This window comes from Candidatus Thiodiazotropha sp. AKAK2 (genome assembly GCF_058244685.1).
In genome coordinates, this window is sequence record NZ_JBSYOP010000011.1 from 1 (window position 1) to 19,573 (window position 19,573).

At 53.0% G+C, this 19,573-nt stretch carries 21 protein-coding genes; 19 read left to right on the forward strand and 2 right to left on the reverse strand.

From position 1 onward, the window contains the following. Positions 1–206 (forward strand): hypothetical protein (locus AC4IE8_RS03325; RefSeq protein WP_490790315.1); only part of this gene is annotated, 206 nt, incomplete at its 5' end. Between the two features lie 196 nt (positions 207–402). Here the strand turns inward: AC4IE8_RS03325 and AC4IE8_RS03330 are convergent. Beyond that, the gene (locus AC4IE8_RS03330; protein ID WP_490790316.1) at positions 403–1,398 is read right to left on the reverse strand and encodes an IS30 family transposase; all 996 of its coding nucleotides are present in this window, start codon (positions 1,396–1,398) and stop codon (positions 403–405) included. Positions 1,399–1,498: 100 nt separating this feature from the next. Here AC4IE8_RS03330 and AC4IE8_RS03335 point away from each other — a divergent pair, with 100 nt between their 5' ends. The 7 genes from AC4IE8_RS03335 to AC4IE8_RS03365 all read left to right on the forward strand — a co-directional run bounded on the left by AC4IE8_RS03335 (position 1,499) and on the right by AC4IE8_RS03365 (position 7,584). Next, the gene (locus tag AC4IE8_RS03335; RefSeq protein ID WP_490790330.1) at positions 1,499–2,527 is read left to right on the forward strand and encodes a transposase; all 1,029 of its coding nucleotides are present in this window, start codon (positions 1,499–1,501) and stop codon (positions 2,525–2,527) included. 497 nt (positions 2,528–3,024) lie between these two features. Next, entirely contained in the window at positions 3,025–4,014 is a 990-nt protein-coding gene (locus tag AC4IE8_RS03340) for a GGDEF domain-containing protein (protein ID WP_490790317.1), read from the forward strand. Positions 4,015–4,341: 327 nt separating this feature from the next. Continuing rightward, the gene (locus tag AC4IE8_RS03345; protein WP_490790318.1) at positions 4,342–4,812 is read left to right on the forward strand and encodes a four-helix bundle copper-binding protein; all 471 of its coding nucleotides are present in this window, start codon (positions 4,342–4,344) and stop codon (positions 4,810–4,812) included. 286 nt (positions 4,813–5,098) lie between these two features. Beyond that, positions 5,099–5,329, forward strand: a complete 231-nt coding sequence (locus AC4IE8_RS03350; protein WP_490790319.1) for a helix-turn-helix domain-containing protein — start codon at positions 5,099–5,101, stop codon at positions 5,327–5,329. A gap of 37 nt (positions 5,330–5,366) precedes the next feature. Continuing rightward, on the forward strand, positions 5,367–5,843 hold the full coding sequence (locus AC4IE8_RS03355; RefSeq protein WP_490790320.1) for a hypothetical protein: 477 nt from the start codon (positions 5,367–5,369) through the stop codon (positions 5,841–5,843). A 437-nt stretch (positions 5,844–6,280) separates the two neighbouring features. Continuing rightward, positions 6,281–6,682: a hypothetical protein gene (locus AC4IE8_RS03360; protein WP_490790321.1), complete on the forward strand. Its 402-nt coding sequence runs from the start codon at positions 6,281–6,283 to the stop codon at positions 6,680–6,682. A 251-nt stretch (positions 6,683–6,933) separates the two neighbouring features. Then, on the forward strand, positions 6,934–7,584 hold the full coding sequence (locus AC4IE8_RS03365; RefSeq protein WP_490790322.1) for a CDGSH iron-sulfur domain-containing protein: 651 nt from the start codon (positions 6,934–6,936) through the stop codon (positions 7,582–7,584). 12 nt (positions 7,585–7,596) lie between these two features. Here AC4IE8_RS03365 and AC4IE8_RS03370 read toward each other — a convergent pair whose 3' ends face one another. Beyond that, positions 7,597–8,319: an FCD domain-containing protein gene (locus AC4IE8_RS03370; protein ID WP_068988686.1), complete on the reverse strand. Its 723-nt coding sequence runs from the start codon at positions 8,317–8,319 to the stop codon at positions 7,597–7,599. 192 nt (positions 8,320–8,511) lie between these two features. Here AC4IE8_RS03370 and AC4IE8_RS03375 point away from each other — a divergent pair, with 192 nt between their 5' ends. From AC4IE8_RS03375 to AC4IE8_RS03425, 11 genes are all read left to right on the forward strand, one after another. Then, positions 8,512–9,570, forward strand: coding sequence for an NADH:ubiquinone reductase (Na(+)-transporting) subunit F (locus AC4IE8_RS03375; protein ID WP_490790323.1), 1,059 nt, complete (start codon positions 8,512–8,514; stop codon positions 9,568–9,570). A gap of 2 nt (positions 9,571–9,572) precedes the next feature. Further along, complete coding sequence (locus AC4IE8_RS03380; protein ID WP_083225970.1) at positions 9,573–9,890, forward strand: 2Fe-2S iron-sulfur cluster binding domain-containing protein; 318 nt, start codon at positions 9,573–9,575, stop codon at positions 9,888–9,890. A 72-nt stretch (positions 9,891–9,962) separates the two neighbouring features. Further along, entirely contained in the window at positions 9,963–10,160 is a 198-nt protein-coding gene (locus AC4IE8_RS03385; protein ID WP_068988689.1) for a hypothetical protein, read from the forward strand. Positions 10,161–10,327: 167 nt separating this feature from the next. Beyond that, on the forward strand, positions 10,328–11,788 hold the full coding sequence (locus AC4IE8_RS03390) for a 2-hydroxymuconic semialdehyde dehydrogenase (RefSeq protein ID WP_068988691.1): 1,461 nt from the start codon (positions 10,328–10,330) through the stop codon (positions 11,786–11,788). Positions 11,789–11,798: 10 nt separating this feature from the next. Then, on the forward strand, positions 11,799–12,587 hold the full coding sequence (gene dmpE, locus AC4IE8_RS03395) for a 2-oxopent-4-enoate hydratase (protein WP_490790324.1): 789 nt from the start codon (positions 11,799–11,801) through the stop codon (positions 12,585–12,587). A gap of 20 nt (positions 12,588–12,607) precedes the next feature. After that, positions 12,608–13,207 (forward strand): carboxymuconolactone decarboxylase family protein, encoded by a 600-nt coding sequence (locus tag AC4IE8_RS03400; RefSeq protein WP_490790325.1) that lies wholly within the window; start codon positions 12,608–12,610, stop codon positions 13,205–13,207. Between the two features lie 30 nt (positions 13,208–13,237). Beyond that, positions 13,238–14,149, forward strand: a complete 912-nt coding sequence (locus AC4IE8_RS03405) for an acetaldehyde dehydrogenase (acetylating) (protein WP_068988695.1) — start codon at positions 13,238–13,240, stop codon at positions 14,147–14,149. 10 nt (positions 14,150–14,159) lie between these two features. Continuing rightward, entirely contained in the window at positions 14,160–15,188 is a 1,029-nt protein-coding gene (gene dmpG / locus AC4IE8_RS03410) for a 4-hydroxy-2-oxovalerate aldolase (protein ID WP_068988697.1), read from the forward strand. Beyond that, positions 15,188–15,979 (forward strand): 2-oxo-3-hexenedioate decarboxylase, encoded by a 792-nt coding sequence (gene dmpH / locus AC4IE8_RS03415; protein ID WP_068988698.1) that lies wholly within the window; start codon positions 15,188–15,190, stop codon positions 15,977–15,979. The genes dmpG and dmpH overlap by 1 nt, the downstream gene beginning before the upstream one ends. Before the next feature lie 116 nt (positions 15,980–16,095). Continuing rightward, on the forward strand, positions 16,096–17,082 hold the full coding sequence (locus tag AC4IE8_RS03420; protein ID WP_083225971.1) for a YCF48-related protein: 987 nt from the start codon (positions 16,096–16,098) through the stop codon (positions 17,080–17,082). After that, positions 17,079–19,475 carry an efflux RND transporter permease subunit gene (locus AC4IE8_RS03425; protein ID WP_490790326.1) on the forward strand — a complete coding sequence of 799 codons (2,397 nt, stop codon included), beginning with the start codon at positions 17,079–17,081 and terminating at the stop codon, positions 19,473–19,475. The genes AC4IE8_RS03420 and AC4IE8_RS03425 overlap by 4 nt, the downstream gene beginning before the upstream one ends. The last annotated feature ends 98 nt before the right edge of the window (positions 19,476–19,573 follow it).

Genomic DNA, 19,573 nt, shown 5'->3' on the forward strand with positions numbered 1-19,573 from the left:
TACATGAATTGATAGGGAATCTGACTCTGAGAGGGACGCCTATGCAACTCATCGATCATCGACCGTGGTTCTCCTACAGGGGACTTACACCCCATCAGTTCATGCCCATGCTGGGCGTACACAATGCCATAAACACGGACGTCAAAAAGCTGCGCCGCTCGTCCCTCGCTATGCAGCTTTTTGCCTCCGGTTATGGCTGGCGTTAGAAGTCACCGAGAATAAGTATGCGATTCCAATAATAATATATCGGGACACTCACCGTTTGAAAAGATCATTCAGGTGAGTTAGAGTTAAAAGCACATGGAATGTATTAAAGCCAAGGAGCAGGCAATGACGATATCGCGTAAGCAAGAATATATCGGGACACTCACCGTTTGAAAAGATCATTCAGGTGACCCAGCTTCAAGGTGAAAGTGCACCACACATTTCAGTATACACCTCTAAAGGTGTTTTGAACCTCAAGCATTTTCTTGGTCGATTATTGAGTGCGGTTTCAACCTCTTTTATTCTCGCATGATGTATTTCAGAAAAATCAGTTCCCTTTGGGAAGTACCGACGAATTAATCCATTGATTTGCTCGACCGATCCTTTTTCCCAGCTATGATAAGGTTGGCAAAAATAGGAATCACATTTGAATGCCGCATTTATTTGAAGGTGCCGCGCATTTTCAGTACCGTTATCATAGGTGATAGATTTTATAAACTTGTCTGGTATGCGAGCCAGTCTCTTTTCGATCACATGAAATGTAGCTATGGATTTCTTTGATGAGAGTTTTGTGATCTGTACTAGTCGAGTGGTACGTTCGAGTAAAACATTAAGCCCGCTCTTCCTTCCTTTTGACTCTATTGAATCACTCTCCCAGTGCCCAACTTCCAGGCGATTGTTTATAGTTTCAGGTCTGTCCACGATGCTGATTTTGTTAGCAATTGAAGCACTTTTCTTGCGATAAGGATGTTTCTTTCGACGCCGCTTGTGGTGCCTTGCAAGGAAGCATATCAGTTCCCGAGCATGTTTATAGATATACTGGTATATGGCTTCATGCGATACATGTCTTAGCTCCTCGTCAAGCTTAAGGCGCCCAGAGATGATTTCAGGCGACCACCCTTGAGATAGTTTATCTCTCACATATCGTCGAGTTTCCGTTGATTTTAACGGCTTACGACAACTTCTCTGTATCAAGCGAGATTTATAGTAATGCTGTGCGGGATGAGGATAGTAAGTTGGTACATAATAGTCAGTTTTATTTCGTCGGATTTCGCGACTAATAGTAGAATGGGATCGATTGAGGAGCCTACCTATTTCGCGTATTGATTTTTTATCATAGTGATACCATTCAAAGAGCCGTTGCCTTTCCCATAAGCACAAATGTGAGTAGTGTTTACCCATAATTACCTCCATGTAATCAGTCAATTATACCATAAGTGGTGCACTTCTATTTTGAATCCGGGTGAGTTAGAGTTAAAAGTACATGGAATGCATTAAAGCCAAGGAGCAGGCAATGACGATATCGCGTAAGCAACAGATCTGTCTTGATGAAACCCCCTACTACCACTGCATATCCCGCTGTGTGCGACGTGCTTTTCTGTGCGGTGAGGATAAGTTAACCGGTCGTAGCTATGAACATCGTAGAGACTGGATTGTAGAAAAGCTCAAGCAGCTTGATGGAGTGTTCTCTATCTCGATCTGCGCTTATGCCGTGATGCACAACCACACTCACACTATCTTGAAGGTCGACCGTGAAGCCGCATTGAATTGGCAAGATGATGAGGTTATTTCACGGTGGACTCTGCTCTACAAGCCAAGCCCTATCGTTGACCGTTATCTAAATGGCATAAAATTAACAAAGGCCGAATTGGATTTGTTTGCTGAAGATATCAAAAAGTGGCGATATAGACTCTACGATATTAGCTGGTTCATGCGTAATCTCAATGAAGGTATCGCAAGACAGGCCAATGAAGAGGACGGTTGTACCGGGAAATTTTGGGAGGGCAGGTTCAAAAGCCAGGCTCTGCTTGATGATGCGGCGCTATTGACCTGTATGAGTTACGTTGATCTTAACCCGATACGGGCAAAGATAGCCGATAGTCCGGAAGCATCAGATTTTACCTCCATTCAGGATCGTATCAGGCATTATCAAAAAGCACTCGAGCAAACAGGGAATCGTGTAATAGCAGCCACCGCAACGCCAGAGCATTTAGAGTCGTTCGTTGGTGGCGAGCATCAAGATAAAGCTTCAGGCTTGAATTTTAGCCTGTCAGACTACCTGGAACTGACCGATTGGGCAGGACGATCCATCAGAGAGGAGAAATCCGGTGCCATTCCCACAGAACTGGCGCCAATACTGGAGCGGTTGAATATCGACCCGGAAGCCTGGCTCGACAGCGTAAAATGCTATGGCAAAAACTACAACACAGTGATTGGAACAAGGGAAGGGATTAAGCGGTTCACTCAAGCCATAGGTAGAGGAAGAAAGTGGTTCTGTGCGAGTGGGTTTTCGTTGCAGATCTATCAGACATCACCGACCTGATATTTTAAATCAAACCTGGCTTATTTCTTCCAATCACTGCGTATTGGCGGGGAGCTTCTTGCTCTTTGTTCGGGAAATCCACATCTAAATCAATCAATTAGAAAATAATAATCGGCTGAACCTCCTAGATTAGTCGATGGCGGTCATAATTTAATTCCAACAGAAACAAATGGTAGCAGGGGGGCATTTTCTTCCTTCAAATGATGACTGCCCTTATGACTCCTTTACGACTTCTTATTACTTTATGGTGTTAAATTCAGTTGGTAGATTGTACAATCGTAATTCGGCATCCATTGCTTTAAATAAGAACAATAATTATTCGAAACAAAGGAAAGAAGAGAGTTAAGAATGTGGAAAATCCGATTTTGCGGTATGTCGTTTGAATATAACACCATGGTCGTCGGGAACCTAAATCAGCGGCTTAAGTCCGTTCGCTATCACACACTGGGACACATCGCCTCGCTGCGCGCCCCTTATCCAAGTCGATAGGCTGCATAATGGATGCTATAAGTTTACGGCATCAAACAGATTTTCATCTAAAATCCACATTCTGGCTTTCTGTCACCGCCGCAACCCTGATAATACCTTTTGCTTATTACCATCTAACTCATGAACTCGGGGGAGTTGGTATAGGTGCTTTGATTACGTCATTGAGTCTTTACTTTGTTGCCTGGGCTTGTCATAGAAAAACCTATAAAACCATCTATACGTTTATCTGGCTGACTCCTTTCACCACTCTGTTTGTAGCCTATCTAACCAATTTTGTGGGTATAACAGGTACTTATTGGTGTTATTCAACATTAATCTTATATTACTTTATGATGTCCGAGCGTCAGGCTTGGGTATCAAATATCCTATTTGCATTGGTTAATGTTCCACTAGTGTGGCACCTTTTTGAGACACACGAAGCCATCAGATTCACCGTAACATTCTCATTGGTCAGTGCCTATTCGGCTATTTTTCTTCATATCATAGCTCTGCAGTATAGTGAACTGCACAAGCAGGCGATTACTGACAAGCTAACCAATCTGTATAATAGAACTCTGCTCAAAAATTCGTTGGAACAGGCGATACATCAAGCTAATAGAACAAATACAGCGTTCACACTCATTATCATGGACGTTGATTATTTCAAGAAGATAAATGATGATCTAGGCCATGAGATTGGCGATCAGGTCCTCAAGCAGCTGGGAATATTCTTAAAGGAATTTCTTCGAAGCAGTGACAAAATATTCAGAATCGGTGGAGAGGAATTTTTGATACTGCTCTACAATACCGATGAAGCCAGTAGCATCGACATAGCTGAAGAAATACGAGAGGGTATCGAAAATCTTTCTTTAATACCTGATCGTACTGTAACAGTCAGTATTGGTGTGGCTGGCTTAAGTTCAGTCAGAGACTGGAAGCAGTGGATGAATGTCTGCGACAAGAGTCTGTATGAGGCCAAGAATCTCGGTCGCAACAGGGTAGTTGCATGTGAAGGATAGTGGGTCGATCAAAGTATCTGAAAATAGTCGACAGCCACTCCAGGAATCGTAGCAAGGTCACTCCGCTTGTTTGTCCCACAGTTCAACCGTTAAAAATACCAGATAGTCGCTAATCACTTGTTGATAAGTGCTTATATTAGATCTCACTACAGTAATTGGACTCGTCCAGTATTAACACGATCATAATGACCAGAATATTAAAAATCTCGAAAAAAGATTAGGTCATAATCGAACGGTTCTCTAAATCCAATGTCTCGTCTACAATTCTCTGGGCTAGCAGTAAATTTTTACCAACAATAAAACCTGTATCTCTGGAGGATAATAACAATGTCAATTGAAGACACTCTGACTGATCGTCGCGAATTTCTAGTTGGAACCGCAGCAGCTTTAACAATGGCTGCAATTCCCACGACTGCCTCAGCAATGAAAGACCAGCATCAACACCACCATCATCATCACGGTGAACACAAAGCCCTTGTGGATGCTGCCGAAGAGTGTGTTGCAACCGGTAAGACCTGTCTGAACCATTGCCTGGTACTGCTTGGCGATGGCGATACTTCGATGAAGGCGTGTTCGAAGAACGTAAATGAAATGATTCCTGTATGCGAAGCGATGGCAACATTGGCCCTATCCGATTCCAAAAATCTGAAAGTCATAGCACAGGGTTGCCTGGCTGTATGCAAGGATTGTGCATCCGCCTGTAAGGAACACATAGACAAACACCAGGAGTGCAAGGATTGCTATGAAGCCTGTAATCACTCGATCAAAGTCGTGGAAGCGTATTTAAAGGCGGCCTGATTTTTTCAGGTCTTTTAGGGTGTCCATTGTTCTTGCGCCAGTGAAGTTAATGGTTTAATCGAACCAAATGGCGTAAGAAGTGGACAGTCAACAATCATACCTCTATCCAACCAAGCAAGACTGATATCCTACTGTTTATTGTACATCTCTACAGCAGGTTAGATTTCACGCCTATCACTAATCCATTCAGCCTCTAGTCGTCTGCAATATCTATTCGATAGATCTGAAGTAATTCGAAACGTCAATAAAAGTTGACGCGTGGTTATTCGTCAACTAATATTGACGCATGTCAAAGATAGATCCACTGCCTTCTGCTGAAAAACCGGAGGATGCTCTGGCGGCGGTTGTTGCCTTACGACATATGGCAGATCAGTTAGAAAGAAAAGCTGTCAAAGAGGCGATTGCTCAAGGCTGGAGTTGGTCGCAAGTGGCTGAAGCGCTAGGGGTATCGAAACAGGCTGCACATAAACGGCATGCACTGCATATCAAACCGGCAAAGGGAGCTAAACAGGGATAATGCCATGTTCAATAGGATGAGGTTGCGTATTCGGGACATGAGAACCGTAAGTAAGCTGATTGCTGGAGCGGATAAGCAGGCTTCTTTGTTGGGTGACGAGAGACCTGGCGCAGAACATTTTGTATTGTCCGCTCTCAAACTTGAAGATGGTACTGCCAGACGAGCTTTTGAAAAATTGGGAACAAACTCGGGAAAATTCCAGGCGGCTGTAGAACAGCAGTACAGTGAAGCCTTAAGTTCGATTGGGATTCATCAGGCCTCTCTCGCTATTCAGCCAGAACCGATAGAAGCATCAAATATTTTTCATGAGTCTCAAGCATCAGGCCAGGAATTGATGAAAAAACTGTTTGCGTTGAAACAGAAAGATAAACAGTATCCCCTGCTAGGAGCTCATGTTCTGTGTGCTGTGGCAGACATGGAAAACGGTGTAGTATCGCGTGCATTCAAGATCATGGGCATCAAGTCGGAGCATCTGATCAGGAGTGCCAATGAGGAAATTCACGGGAATCTTTGATAACCAGATCCGGTTGTATAGGGAACATTCAGTCAACCTGAGATTTGACTGAACACAGAAAAGGAGAAACAGCATGAGTACGTATATTCCAATTGTGATTTGGCTTGCCAGTGGGGCGATATGTCTCTATATCGCAAAAAGCGACATCTCAGAATATCCTTCCTTAGAAAAATCATGGTGGCGCTGTTAGGACCACTTGCAATACCCATTGTATTGTTAATCAAAACGGATACGGGGCACCACTTTAACAACTAGAAATCGAATTTATAAACTCATGTGTAAATAGTGAAATGAGTTGATCTGGAAATACTTCAAGAAGCGTAGAGTGTTTTTGTATGGGAAAGTTTTCATTATTGAATTTGAGTTAGTGTCTCTCCATGTAAAAACATGTCGAAATAACGAAATGAGTTTCATGGACAATGGTGTCGAGATTGGATATGACGTTGGTTTCTAAATTTTCCCTAATCTATGTACTGTCCATCACCTCACTATTGGTTTTAACCAACGGAAGTTATTGGATTGTGGGCGCGGCTCTGTTTTTATTCAGTTGGTCCATCGGTACTTCTGTGGCGACCTATCTTTTAAAACGTAAACTGCTTACAGAAAGCAGTCTAGAGACAGAATCTGTTCGTCCCTCAAGGGTCATCGTAACTGGTATTGGCGTCTGCTTTATCCTGGCTCATCTGTTTGAGCTTCCGGCCCATCTAGAGCTCCACGAAAATTTGTGGTTGGTGCTCTTTCACGCCTTAACGCTTATTTTTACCTATCACTTGGTGCGTTTCATGTTCAAACTGTTTTTCCGGAAGTACGCTGATCGTTACGAGAAACCGGATCACTAGGGTAATCGTGAAGTTCCGAAAGATTTAGGTAGCTCAATCTATCCCTGGATTTAAAAAATCAAAGTGATTGACCTGTGTTGAGTGACTCGTTACCAGCTAATTACCCATGAATAGGGCAGTAATTAATATCAATCTGTAGCTATAGTCATTATATCGAGTCTCACCCGGCTGGTGCCCGAAACACTGGCTTAGGTGAGTGTTTCGACTTTTCCCAATAAGGTTTTTTTAAATCAGTCAGATAGTGAATGAACATGGCCAAGAAACAGGTATTTCTCTATAAAGGCTCAGAGATCGATGTCACTTGGGACGAACGTCTCTGTATACACATTGGTGAGTGTGGCTATTCCCAAGGCCAGCTCTTCGTTGCGGGAAGGGATCCCTGGTGTCAGCCGGATCTTTCATCCCCGGCTGAGGTGGAGGAGGTTGTAGCGCGTTGCCCGAGTGGTTCCCTGGTCTGTCGAAACAAAGAGGATCAGGTGAAAGAAACTGTTGCTGCGGAAAATAGCGTAACGGTCAGTTACCAGGGGCCCTATTTTGTGACGGGTGATCTGGCCATCGAAGGGGCGCCTGAGGATATGCCCGGCGTTCGGTTTCGTGCGGCATTGTGTCGGTGTGGCCTGTCGAAAAACAAACCCTATTGTGACAACAGCCATGAAGGCAGCTTCAAGGATTATGGGGCTGTTGGCGAAACCGGTGAGCCCCTGAAGCAGAAAGGCGGGCAGCTGAAAATCACGCCGCTGGAGGATGGTCCCTTGCTGCTGTCGGGCAGTGTCACCGTCAAAGCCGGCAGTGGGCGGAGTGCCTGGCAGGGAGAGAAGCTGGCCTTGTGTCGTTGTGGCGCCTCCAAGAACAAGCCGTTCTGCGATGGCACACACAATGCAATCGGGTTTAAGACAGAGTAGTCGGGTTTTCGGTTAGGTTGCGGCAACCTTGTCGACTTCGTTTTCCCGATCCGCTTCCTCTGCTCTCAACACGTTCAGAGTGATCTCAGCGGTTCTCATGATGTGCTGTTCAATCGCATCGCAGGCCCGTTTTTTATCCCTGGCCAGGGCTGCGTTGCGTAACTCTTCATGCTCCTGGTGGAGATCTCGTGGGATCTCGGTGTTCAAGGCGATGTTTCGATAGCGTTTGTGCTGATCATAGAGAATGCCATAGAAGCGGCGTAGCCATTTCGAGGTGCAGGCCGCAATCAGCGCCTCATGAAAATCGTGATTGCGGATCTCCCACTCGGCCTTGTCTCTCTCCTCGGACTGTTCAACCTTCTCCAATTGATAGAAGGTCGCCACGATCTGCGACTCCCAGGCATCGTCACCATGTTCGATGCTCTGTGAGAGTGCCTGCTTCTCCAGCAGGATTCGCATCCGGGTGATGTCGGCCAGATCCGCCTCTGACATGGGGGCTACCCGGAAGCCGCGCTGGCCTTCAGCGGTGACAAAACCGTCTGCCGTGAGGCGGCTCAGGGCTTCCCGCAATGGGCTTGCCCCGACCCCATACCCCTCTCGGAGATGCTCGATACGGAGTTTCTCTTCCGGTTGCAGCTCACCGTGAATGATATCGGATCTGAGTTGCAGATAGGCTTGATCGGTCAGTGTCCTGGTGCCGGTCGGTGATTTCTGATCATTGTAAGTTCTTGGCATACCTGCATTTTCCACTTGTGGGCTAACTCATGGGCCGGGTCTTATACCCTACCCGCTATTTATATGATCAACAGTGACTTTTATCAATATTTTAGACGTTAAAAATATATTTGCTAAAAATATCGATAAAATTCTTGCATATCGACAAAATATCGCTATTCTTGTGTTTATCGATATTTTGGAGCGATCACCATGTCCTACCAATTAACCATTGAACCCACTGGCGATGAGCTGGAGGTCGAAGAGGGTCAGAACATACTCGATGCCTGTCTGCGAGCGGGTATCTGGATGCCTCACGCCTGCTGTCACGGCCTCTGCGGAACCTGCAAGGTTGAAGTGGTCGATGGGGATGTGGAGATTGGTGATGCCTCAAACTTTGCCTTGATGGATATGGAGCGGGATGAAGGCAAGGTGCTGGCCTGCTGCGCAACACTCCAGTCGGATGCGGTGATTGAGGCAGACATTGATGAGGAACCGGATGCGCGGGTGATTCCGGTCAGGGATTTCAAGGCTGAGGTGGTCAGGCTCGAAGACCTGACTCACGATGTGAAGGGTGTATGGCTGCAACTGGAGGGTGAAGGGATCGATTTCCAGGCGGGTCAATATATCAACCTGTCGGTACCTGGAGTCGAGGTGCCTCGGGCCTTCTCCCTGGCAAACAAGCCATCGCAGGGCAATCTGATCGAACTGCATATCCGCCTGGTGGCCGATGGTGAAGCAACCCCGGTGATCCACAACCAGCTGAAAGTCGGTGACAGGTTGAATGTGGCCGGACCCTACGGACGCTTCTTCGTGCGCAAGTCGCGTACCGATCCGATGATTTTCATTGCCGGTGGTACCGGCCTCTCCAGTCCGAAATCGATGATTCTCGATCTGCTTGAAGAGGGCTGTAGCGCACCGATTACCCTGTTGCATGGGGTGCGGGCGAAGCGGGATCTCTATGACGACGAGCTGTTCAATGAGCTGGTGGCAGCGCATCCGAATTTCAGCTATGTGCCGGTGCTCTCGCAGATGGAAGAGGGTGATGAGTGGTCGGGTGAAACCGGCTTTGTCCACGAAGCGGCACAGCGACTGTTCGATAACAGCTTCAACGGAAATACCGCCTATCTGTGTGGTCCGCCGGTGATGATTGAAGCGGCGATCCGCGCCCTGATGCAGGGGCGTCTGTTTGAAAACGATATTTTCACTGAGCGCTTTCTTACCAAGGACGAAGAGAGTCGCAAGCGCAGCCCGGTATTCAAGAGGCTGTGACCGTGGCACTGCGTTACGAGATCTATGTGGAAGACAAGGACGCCCGTTTCCATTGCGGTGCGGAGCAGCGTCTGCTGCACGCCATGCAGGCTCAGGGGCTGGGTTCCATTCCGGTGGGTTGCAAAGGCGGTGGCTGCGGTGTCTGCCGGGTGCAGATCACCCAGGGGGATTACGAAACCCGAAAAATGAGTAGAAACCATGTCTCTGAGGCTGAAGAGGGGCAGGGCATCGTGCTTTCGTGCCGTGTCATCCCGAAGAGCGATCTGCGTCTGAGACTGGCACCGAAAGCGCACCAGACAACATCCGAGAGCGCAGCATAGCGTTCCGTCAATACAACAAAAGTTAAAGCACAACATCAACGAAATCGGGCGTCGGCCCGGCAGGAGGGTTTCATGGCAGTGACAAGTAGCGATCAGGCAGTCCGGTTTATCCAGATCACGCTTGGTGAGGTCGGCGTGAGCCGGGATCAACTGAGAATCGATGGTTTTACCGAGACCGCTCATCAGGACAACGTTCGCCACTTCATGAAGAGCTGGAGTGAGTTTGAGCGTAGTGATGAAAGCCACTGCGAGCGTAACAAGAAGCGCTGAACATGTGTGAGACCACTGTCGGCGTTAACCGGTCTGTATTTAACAAGCGTGCGATCAAACGCGCTGATCTGGCTTGACTGGTGGCAAACGGATCTGCTGAGAAAACAACGAGTCCCCGAGGCAACAACGGGAAAACTTAGGACATTGGCGTAATGACGGTGAATTAAATGAAAGAGGTCAAACACTTCATCAATGGTGAGTTTGTCGGCTCTGCCTCAGGCAAGCTGTTCGACAACATCAACCCGGCCACCGGGGAGAAGATCGGCATCGTGCATGAGGCGGGAGCGCCGGAGGTGGATGCTGCGGTGAATGCGGCCCGTGCAGCCATGCAGGGGGACTGGGGGCGCATGCCATTGGCGGAACGGGCCAACCTGCTGCACAAACTGGCGGATGGCATTACCGCCCGCTTCGATGAGTTTCTCGAGGCGGAGTGTCTCGACACCGGCAAGCCGCAGAAGCTGGCCTGCCATATCGATATACCCCGTGGCGCGGCCAACTTCAAGATCTTTGCCGATGTGGTGAAGAACGTACCCACCGAGAGCTTCATGCTCGATACGCCGGATGGTTCAGGCGCACTCAACTACTCGGTGCGTCAGCCTAAGGGTGTGATCGCGGTGATCAGCCCCTGGAATCTGCCGCTGCTGTTGATGACCTGGAAGGTTGGTCCAGCGCTGGCCTGTGGCAACGCGGTGGTGGTCAAGCCCTCGGAAGAGACACCTTTCACCACCGCCCTGCTCGGCGAAGTGATGAATGAGGTCGGCATTCCCAAAGGGGTCTACAACGTGGTGCACGGTTTCGGCCCCAACTCCGCCGGTGAGTTCCTGACCCGCCACAAAGGGGTGGATGGCATCACCTTTACCGGCGAGACCGGAACCGGTGCGGCGATCATGAAGGCCGCCGCAGATGACATCACCGATATCTCTTTTGAGCTGGGTGGCAAGAACCCGGCCCTGGTGTTCGCCGACTGTGATATGGAGAAGGCAGTCGAGGGTACCCTGCGCTCCGCCTTCGCCAACTGTGGACAGGTTTGTCTGGGTACTGAGCGGGTCTATGTGGAGCGTGAGATCTACGATACCTTCGTCGAGCGTCTGAAGCATGGCGCCGAGGCCCTGAAGCTGGGGCAGTGGGACGACCCGGAGACCGACATGGGTCCGCTGATCAGTGAAGAGCACCGCAGCAAAGTGCTCTCCTACTACCGTAAAGCGGAAGAGGAGGGGGCCACTGTGGTCACCGGTGGTGGCAGCCCAGAGATGCCCGACGGCCTCGCCGGAGGTGCCTGGGTACAGCCCACTATCTGGACCGATCTGCCCGACGATGCTTCTTGTGTCCGGGAAGAGATCTTCGGTCCCTGTTGCCACATCCGCCCTTTCGACAGCGAGGAGGAGGCGATCTCCCTGGCCAACGATACCGACTATGGGCTGGCCACCGCGATCTGGACAGAGAACAGCTCCCGCGCCCATCGGGTGGCGGCGCAGGTGGATGCGGGTATCGCCTGGGTCAACTCCTGGTTCCTGCGGGATCTGCGCACCCCCTTCGGTGGCTCCAAACAGTCCGGCATCGGCCGTGAGGGTGGGGTTCACTCCCTGGAGTTCTACACCGAACTGAAAAACGTCTGTATCAAGCTTTGAGGAGTAACCGATGTTGAATGAACAACGCATCAATGAACTGGGTGATGAGCTTTACCAAGCCCTCAGTCAGCGTCAGATGATCGACCCCCTGACCGAACGGGAGCCGGAGATCACCATCGAGGACGCCTACCACGTCTCCCTGCGGATGGTGAACCGGCGGGTAGAGAACGGTGAGTCGATCATCGGCAAGAAGATCGGTGTCACCTCAATGGCGGTGCAGAACATGCTGAATGTGCACCAGCCCGATTTCGGCTATCTCACCGATCGCATGGTCTACGGCAGCGGCGACGAGATGCCGATCAGCGAGCAGCTGATCCAGCCCCGGGCCGAAGGGGAGATCGCTTTTATGTTGAAGCGGGATCTGATCGGCCCCGGGGTGAGCAACGCGGATGTGCTGCGGGCCACTGAGGCGGTGATCCCCTGCTTCGAGATCGTCGACTCCCGTATCCGCGACTGGAAGATCAAGATCCAGGATACCGTGGCGGACAACGCCTCCTGCGGACTCTTCGTGCTGGGTGACAAGGCGGTGGATCCCCGCAAGGTCGATCTGGCCACCGCCGGCATGGTGGTGGAGAAGAACGGTGAGTTGCTCTCCACCGGCGCCGGTGCAGCAGCCCTGGGTTCGCCGGTGAACTGTGTCGCCTGGCTGGCCAACACCCTGGGCAGCTTCGGCATTCCCCTGAAAGCGGGTGAGGTGATCCTGTCGGGCTCCCTGGTTCCCCTGGAGCCGGTGGTGGCGGGGGATTTCATGCGGGTGGAGATCGGTGGTATCGGCTCCGCTTCGGTCCGTTTCACCTGAGCCAATAACGAGGTGCCGAGATGAGTCGCCTAACGCCCTTGCCAATCGATCAACACGAACAGCTGGCCGAACGTTTTGCCTTCTTCGAACAGACCCTGGGCTTCGTGCCCAACAGCCTGCTCACCATGCAGCGCAAGCCAAAGCTGGTGGACGCCTTCATCCAGTTCAGTGCCGCGGTCTACGACCCGGACGGCGAGGTGGATCTGGGTTTCAAGCGGCTGGTGGCCCATGTGGCCAGCAGTGCGGCGGGTTGCCAGTACTGCAAGGCCCATACGGCGGTGAGCGCCAAGCGCCATGGGATTCCGGTGGAGAAGCTGGAGGATGTCTGGAACTACCGCGACAGTCCTCACTTCACCGAAGCGGAACGGGTGGCCCTCGATTTCGCCCTGGCGGCCGCTTCCCAGCCGAATGATGTGACCGATGAGCTGTTCGCGCTGCTGCGGACCTACTGGAGTGAGGATGCAGTGGTGGAGATGCTCTCGGTGATCGGCCTGTTCGGCTTTTTCAATCGTTGGAACGACAGCCTGGCCACACCCCTGGAGGTGTTGCCGATGGAGACCGCACAAGTGCACCTGACCAAGGGTGGTTGGGACGCCGGTAAACATGTGAACAAGGGCTGAGGCCCGGTTAAATCTACGAGGTTAGGATTCATGAACAAAATCAACGCCGCCCTGATCGGCTCCGGCAACATCGGAACCGATCTGCTCTACAAGGCACTGCGCAGCGACTGGATCAATCCGGTCTGGATGGTGGGCATCGACGAGGCCTCCGAAGGCCTGGCCAGAGCCCGCGACCTGGGTCTGAAGACCACCCATGAAGGGGTCGACGGTCTGCTGCCCCATATGCGGGATGACAACATTCAGATCTGCTTCGACGCCACCTCCGCTTATGTCCACGGGGAGAACAATCGCAAAGTACAGGCGCAGGGTTCGATCATGATCGACCTGACCCCGGCGGCAATCGGCCCCTTCTGTGTGCCGCCGGTCAATCTGAAGGACCACGTGGGCAAGCGTGAGCTCAACGTCAACATGGTGACTTGTGGCGGGCAGGCGACCATTCCGATGGTGGCGGCGGTCAGCCGGGTGCAACCGGTGGCCTACGGCGAGATCGTAGCGACCGTATCATCCCGTTCCGCTGGACCCGGTACCCGCAAAAACATCGATGAGTTCACCCAGACCACTTCCGGTGCGGTGGAGAAGGTCGGCGGCGCCAAGAAGGGCAAGGCGATCATCATTCTCAATCCGGCAGAGCCGCCGCTGATGATGCGCGACACCGTGCACTGCATAACCGAGGGCGAGCCGGATCAGGCGGCCATCACCGAGTCGATCGAGGCGATGATCAAAGAGGTGCAGAAGTATGTGCCGGGCTATCGCCTGAAGAACGGACCGGTGTTCGACGGTAACCGGGTCTCCGTGTTCATGGAGGTGGAGGGGCTGGGTGACTACCTGCCCAAGTATGCCGGCAATCTGGACATCATGACCGCGGCCGGTCTGCGTACCGCGGAGATGTTCGCGGAAGAGATCGTCAATGGAACATTAGTGTTGGAAGCGGCATCGGCCTGAGGTAGAGACAATGAATATATCCGGAAAAGAGATCACCATCCACGACATGAGCCTGCGTGACGGCATGCATGCCAAACGCCACCAGATCACGCTGGATCAGATGGTCGCCGTGGCCTCGGCGCTGGACGAGGCAGGTGTGCCGATGATCGAAGTCACCCACGGTGACGGTCTGGCGGGCGCCTCGGTCAACTATGGCTTTCCCGCTCATACCGACGAGGAGTATCTGCGTGCAGTAAGACCGCATGTGAAACGGGCGAAGATCTCGGCGCTGCTGCTGCCGGGCATCGGTACCGTACCCGAGCTGGAGATGGCTGCGGACTGTGGGGTGGATACCATCCGTGTGGCCACCCACTGCACCGAGGCGGATGTCTCCGAACAGCACATCACCAAGTCCCGTGAACTGGGGCTCGATACGGTGGGTTTTCTGATGATGTCCCACATGGTTGGTCCTGAGAAATTGATCGAGCAGGCGAAGCTGATGGAGGGCTACGGCGCCAACTGTATCTACGTCACCGACTCCGCCGGTTACATGCTGCCAGAGGATGTGACGCTGCGACTGGGTGCGGTGCGCGACGCCCTGCAGCCGGAGACCGAGCTGGGCTTTCACGGCCACCACAATCTCTCCCTCGGGGTGATCAACTCCCTGGCGGCGGTGGAAGCCGGCGCCAACCGCATTGACGGTTCCGCCGCCGGCATGGGTGCGGGTGCTGGCAATACCCCCCTTGAGGTGTTTGTTGCGGTGGCGGAGCGTATGGGCGTGGAGACCGGGGTCGATCTGTTCAAGCTGATGGATGTGGCGGAGGACCTGGTCGTACCGATGTTGGATCAGCCGATCCGGGTCGACCGGGATGCCCTCACCCTGGGTTATGCGGGGGTCTACTCCTCCTTCCTGCTGTTCGCCAAACGGGCCCAGCAGCGTTACGGCGTCTCCTCACGGGATGTGCTGGTTGAGCTGGGCAAGCGGGGTATGGTCGGCGGCCAGGAGGATATGATCGAGGATGTGGCGATGGAGATGGCCAAGGCACAGGGGGCGAACTGATGGGCACTCTGACAGAAGCACAGGTTGCCGAACTGGCGGAGTATCTGGAGACCAGCGAGCTGGAGGCCAGGGATGCCACCAAGATCACCGATCGTTTTCCCGAGATGGATTTCGACGATGCCTACGACATCCAGTTCGAGATCCGTCGCCGCAAGCAGGCAAGAGGTAACAAGATCATCGGTCTGAAGGTGGGTCTTACCTCCCGCGCAAAGATGAAACAGATGGGGGTGGAGACCCCGGTCTACGGTTTCCTCGCCGACTACTTCGATCGTCCGGATGGGGGCGAGATCGAGACCGATCAGCTGATCCACCCGAAGGTGGAGGCGGAGCTGGCCTTTGTCACCAAAGCCCCCTTGAAAGGGCCCGGTTGCCATATCGGCAATGTGCTGGCGGCCACCGATTTCGTCATTCCGGCGGTGGAGGTGATCGACTCCCGCTATGAGAATTTCCGTTTCGACCTGATCAGCGTGATTGCCGACAACGCCTCCTCATCCCGCTTTGTGCTGGGTGGGCAGATGGCCGATCCGGCAGATGTGGATATGCGCACCCTGGGTGTGGTGATGGAAAAGAACGGCCAGGTGGTGGAGCTGGGAGCCGGTGCTGCGGTGCTGGGTCATCCCGCCGCCAGTGTGGCGCTGCTGGCCAACATGCTCGGTGAGCGGGGCGAGGAGATTCCTGCCGGCACCCTGATCCTGACCGGCGGTATTACCGCCGCTGTCGCTATGGAAAAGGGCGATTGTCTGAATGTGAGATACCAGGGATTGGGCAGTGTGGGGATGCGGTTTGTATAAGACGGCAGCAGACTGTCAAAGCCGAATCTCCTGACCCTTGGGCAGGGCGTTGCCGTGCCCTGACCCTAAGAACATGCCAACCATCCCCCATGGGATGGAGATGAGAGGATGAGCAGATGAGTAACCATCATCGAACTGAACAACACAGCGTCTGGCGTTACGCGCCCTGGCTGTTCCTGGCCCTATTGATCAGTGGATGTGAAGCGCCTCTCGATCTGACCCTGGTGGAGCGGGAGATCAAGAAGCCGATCTACCGTTTCGATCAGTTGAAAGCGGCAGCCTCCAATCACAGACGGATCATCGCGGTTGGGGATTACGGTACGGTCCTTACCAGTCTCGATAAAGGGGAGACCTGGCAACGGACCCAGTTGCCGACCAAGTCCTCTCTGGTCGCGGTGGCGAGTTGTGAGGATGGCAGTTTTGCCGCCATCGATACGGTACGCAAGGTCTGGATCTCCGATGCCAAAGGCAGTGAGTGGCAGGCGACTCAGCTGGAGACCATGGAGAGCCCGATGGCGGTCACTTGCGACCCTCGTGGTCGTTTCTGGATCACCGCCAGCTTCAGTACCCTGATCCACAGCGACGAGACCCAGTCCAACTGGCAGGAGATCTCCCAGCAGGAGGATATGCAGTTCACCTCGATCCAGTGGCTCGACCGGGATAATGGGGTGGTTGCAGGTGAGTTCGGCTCACTCTACTTCACCGATGACGGCGGCGAGAGCTGGGAGCGGGGCAACGATATCCCGAACGAGTTCTATCCGATGGCGGCCTGGTTCCGTTCTCTGGATGAGGGTTGGGTAGCGGGACTCAGCGGCACCATCCTGCATACCAGGGACCGGGGTGAGACCTGGCAGCGTCAGGCGTCGGTCAGTAAAGCGCCGATCTACAGTCTGATACCCCAGGGTGAGCGGCTCTACGCCACCGGCGACAACGGTACCCTGTTGCAGCTGCAGGGGGATCGTTGGCAGGGGGTGCCGGATGCACCACGACTCTTCTCTTACCTGATCACTGCCATCCCCCAGGGCGATGAACGCCTGCTGGTGATGGGCGGGCGGGGCACCATCAGCCCGATTGCGACCCCTGCTGAAGGAGCCGTCCAATGACTATGCATGCCTTCTCACACTGGTTGAAAAACATCGACAACCTGGTGTTCAAGTTTCCCAAGATCTTTCTTGCCGTGATTGCGGCACTGACAATCTTCTTCGCCTTCCAGGTGCCGAAAGTACAGATGTACTCCGATTTCGCTGATCTGCTGCCCCAGGAGCATGAGTACATCAAGCTGCACAACTCGATTCGTGACACCTTCGGTGGCGCCAACAATGTGGTGATGGCGGTGGTGGTGGATGAGGGAGACATCTTCACTCAGCAGACACTGGCGCGGATTCACCGCATCACCCAGGCGGTGGATAATGTCAGCGGCGTCAACCACAACCTGCTGGCCAGCCTGACCCACCGCACCTCGCGCAAGGTCTGGTTGACCGACACCGGTGATGTCAACTCGCAGCCCTATTACGATCCGCTCAAGGAGAGCTGGAGCGAGGCTGAGCTGAACAAGCTGCGGGACGATGTGATGAGTAACCCCCGGGTGTTCGGCCTGCTGGTCTCGCCCGATCTCAAGGCGGCGCTGATCAAGGCCCAGTTCAACGAGGGTCAGCTCAACTATGGTGAGATCTTCAATCAGCTGCAGCAGATCCGCGATACGGAGAATGCGGACGGTGTGTCGATCTACGCCACCGGTCAGCCCATGTTGTGGGGCTGGGTCTACAGCTATCTGGATCAGCTGTTTCTGATCTTTACCACCACGGTGGGGATCATGCTGTTCCTGCTGATCATCTATTTTCGTCGGGCCTATGGGATCCTGCTGCCGATGTTCGGCATCACCATCTCGGCAATCTGGGGGCTGGGTATCCTCTCCCTGCTGGACTACAACCTGGATCCCCTGACCCTGGTGATTCCCTTCCTGATCTCCGCCCGGGCGATGTCCCATGCGATACAGCTGGTGCAGCGGTTCTATGGTGAACTGGAAGAGGTGGATGAACCCAGAGAGGCCGCTCACCGTACGTTTGACTCCCTGTTCCGGCCCGGCAGTCTGGGTATCGTCTCCGATGCCATCGGTCTGCTGCTGATTGCACTCGGTTCGGTGCCGATCAATGTGAAACTGGGTATCTATGCCTCTCTGTGGGCAGTCTGTGTGGTGTTTACCGTGTTGATCGCGGTGCCGCTGATGCTCTCGCTGCTGCCGAAACCCAAACCGGCGGCGAAACGACTGGCTGCGGAAGATGCCCTGTTTGGCCGGGTTGCTGCGGTGGTCGCCAACCGTCATGGTGGATTGGTGATTCTGAGTCTTGCGGGTGTGATTCTGTTGGTCGGCGCCCAGTTCAGCAGCCGGGTACAGATCGGCGAATCCGAGCCCGGTTCACCGATTCTCTATCTGGATCACGACTACAACGTCTCTTCGAAGGTGATCAACGAACGTTTCCCCGGTTCCGAGGAGCTCTATATCGTGGCCCGCACCGATAAGAAGGGGGGTATGAAACGGCCCGATGTGCTGCAGGCCATTGAGGCTTTTCAGAACCATATGCTGCTCGACCCGGAGCTGGGTGGCGCCAAGGCGGTTCCCGATCTGGTCAAGCAGGTCAACCGGATCTTCCACTCCGACGATCCTCGCTGGGCGATCATTCCCGATACCGAGGCCTATGTGGGCGGTCTGATGTTCGCCTATATGGCCTCCAGCCCGGTGCCCGGTGCCTTGAAGGAGTTTGTCGACACGGATGACCAGGTGGCCAACATCGTCTTCTTCTACAAGGATCATCAGGCGAAGACCATCCGCCGGGCGATCCATCGCGCCAAGGAGTGGGTCAACGAACCCGCCAACCAGGTGGATGGACTGCATATCGAGCTGGCCGGTGGGCTGGTGGGGGTAACCGCAGCGATGAACGAATCGGCCTATGAGAGCAACATGCTGATCATTCCGCTGGTATTGGCCTTGATCTTTGTCTTTGTTACCTGGTTCTACATGTCGCTGCATGCGGGTTTGATCATGTTCCTGGCGATGATGTTCTGTACGGTTTCCACTTACGCCTATATGGGCCTGGCGGCGATCGGCATCAACGTCAATACCGTGCCGATCATCGCGGTGGGTATCGGTGTCGGTATCGACTACTCGATCTACATCATGGACCGGATCCGTGAAGAGACCGCTAAAGCCCACGGGAATCTGCAGAGTGCGGTGCTGAGAGCCATCGCCACTACCGGCAAGGCGATCGGTTTCACCGCCGCCTGTCTGATCGGCGGGGTGATCATGTGGGTCTTCATCTCCGATCTGCGCTTTCAGGCGGATGCGGCTCTGCTGCTGGTGGTGATGCTGATCCTGAATGCTCTGGCGGCGATGTTTCTGGTACCCTCCTGGGTGATGATTTTCCGCCCCAGTTTCATCGGCAGCGCCCGTTACGATGACGACGGAGTGCTCTATGCGGAGAAGCCTCAGACTGCCTGATTAGAAACCTTTTTTTGGTCCCTCCCTATCGGCCGGAAGCATTTTCCGGCTTTTTTTGTCTATTAAAAATTATCGAAATAATAACAAATTATCATTTG

Excerpts from the sequence above, each read along its gene's own strand:
- AC4IE8_RS03330 (WP_490790316.1), bottom strand. The coding sequence starts at position 1,398 with ATGGAGGTAATTATGGGTAAACACTACTCACATTTGTGCTTATGGGAA.
- AC4IE8_RS03335 (WP_490790330.1), top strand. The coding sequence starts at position 1,499 with ATGACGATATCGCGTAAGCAACAGATCTGTCTTGATGAAACCCCCTAC.
- AC4IE8_RS03340 (WP_490790317.1), top strand. The coding sequence starts at position 3,025 with ATGGATGCTATAAGTTTACGGCATCAAACAGATTTTCATCTAAAATCC.
- AC4IE8_RS03345 (WP_490790318.1), top strand. The coding sequence starts at position 4,342 with ATGTCAATTGAAGACACTCTGACTGATCGTCGCGAATTTCTAGTTGGA.
- AC4IE8_RS03350 (WP_490790319.1), top strand. The coding sequence starts at position 5,099 with ATGTCAAAGATAGATCCACTGCCTTCTGCTGAAAAACCGGAGGATGCT.
- AC4IE8_RS03355 (WP_490790320.1), top strand. The coding sequence starts at position 5,367 with ATGAGAACCGTAAGTAAGCTGATTGCTGGAGCGGATAAGCAGGCTTCT.
- AC4IE8_RS03360 (WP_490790321.1), top strand. The coding sequence starts at position 6,281 with ATGACGTTGGTTTCTAAATTTTCCCTAATCTATGTACTGTCCATCACC.
- AC4IE8_RS03365 (WP_490790322.1), top strand. The coding sequence starts at position 6,934 with ATGGCCAAGAAACAGGTATTTCTCTATAAAGGCTCAGAGATCGATGTC.
- AC4IE8_RS03370 (WP_068988686.1), bottom strand. The coding sequence starts at position 8,319 with ATGCCAAGAACTTACAATGATCAGAAATCACCGACCGGCACCAGGACA.
- AC4IE8_RS03375 (WP_490790323.1), top strand. The coding sequence starts at position 8,512 with ATGTCCTACCAATTAACCATTGAACCCACTGGCGATGAGCTGGAGGTC.
- AC4IE8_RS03385 (WP_068988689.1), top strand. The coding sequence starts at position 9,963 with ATGGCAGTGACAAGTAGCGATCAGGCAGTCCGGTTTATCCAGATCACG.
- AC4IE8_RS03390 (WP_068988691.1), top strand. The coding sequence starts at position 10,328 with ATGAAAGAGGTCAAACACTTCATCAATGGTGAGTTTGTCGGCTCTGCC.
- dmpE (WP_490790324.1), top strand. The coding sequence starts at position 11,799 with ATGTTGAATGAACAACGCATCAATGAACTGGGTGATGAGCTTTACCAA.
- AC4IE8_RS03400 (WP_490790325.1), top strand. The coding sequence starts at position 12,608 with ATGAGTCGCCTAACGCCCTTGCCAATCGATCAACACGAACAGCTGGCC.
- AC4IE8_RS03405 (WP_068988695.1), top strand. The coding sequence starts at position 13,238 with ATGAACAAAATCAACGCCGCCCTGATCGGCTCCGGCAACATCGGAACC.
- dmpG (WP_068988697.1), top strand. The coding sequence starts at position 14,160 with ATGAATATATCCGGAAAAGAGATCACCATCCACGACATGAGCCTGCGT.
- dmpH (WP_068988698.1), top strand. The coding sequence starts at position 15,188 with ATGGGCACTCTGACAGAAGCACAGGTTGCCGAACTGGCGGAGTATCTG.
- AC4IE8_RS03420 (WP_083225971.1), top strand. The coding sequence starts at position 16,096 with ATGAGTAACCATCATCGAACTGAACAACACAGCGTCTGGCGTTACGCG.
- AC4IE8_RS03425 (WP_490790326.1), top strand. The coding sequence starts at position 17,079 with ATGACTATGCATGCCTTCTCACACTGGTTGAAAAACATCGACAACCTG.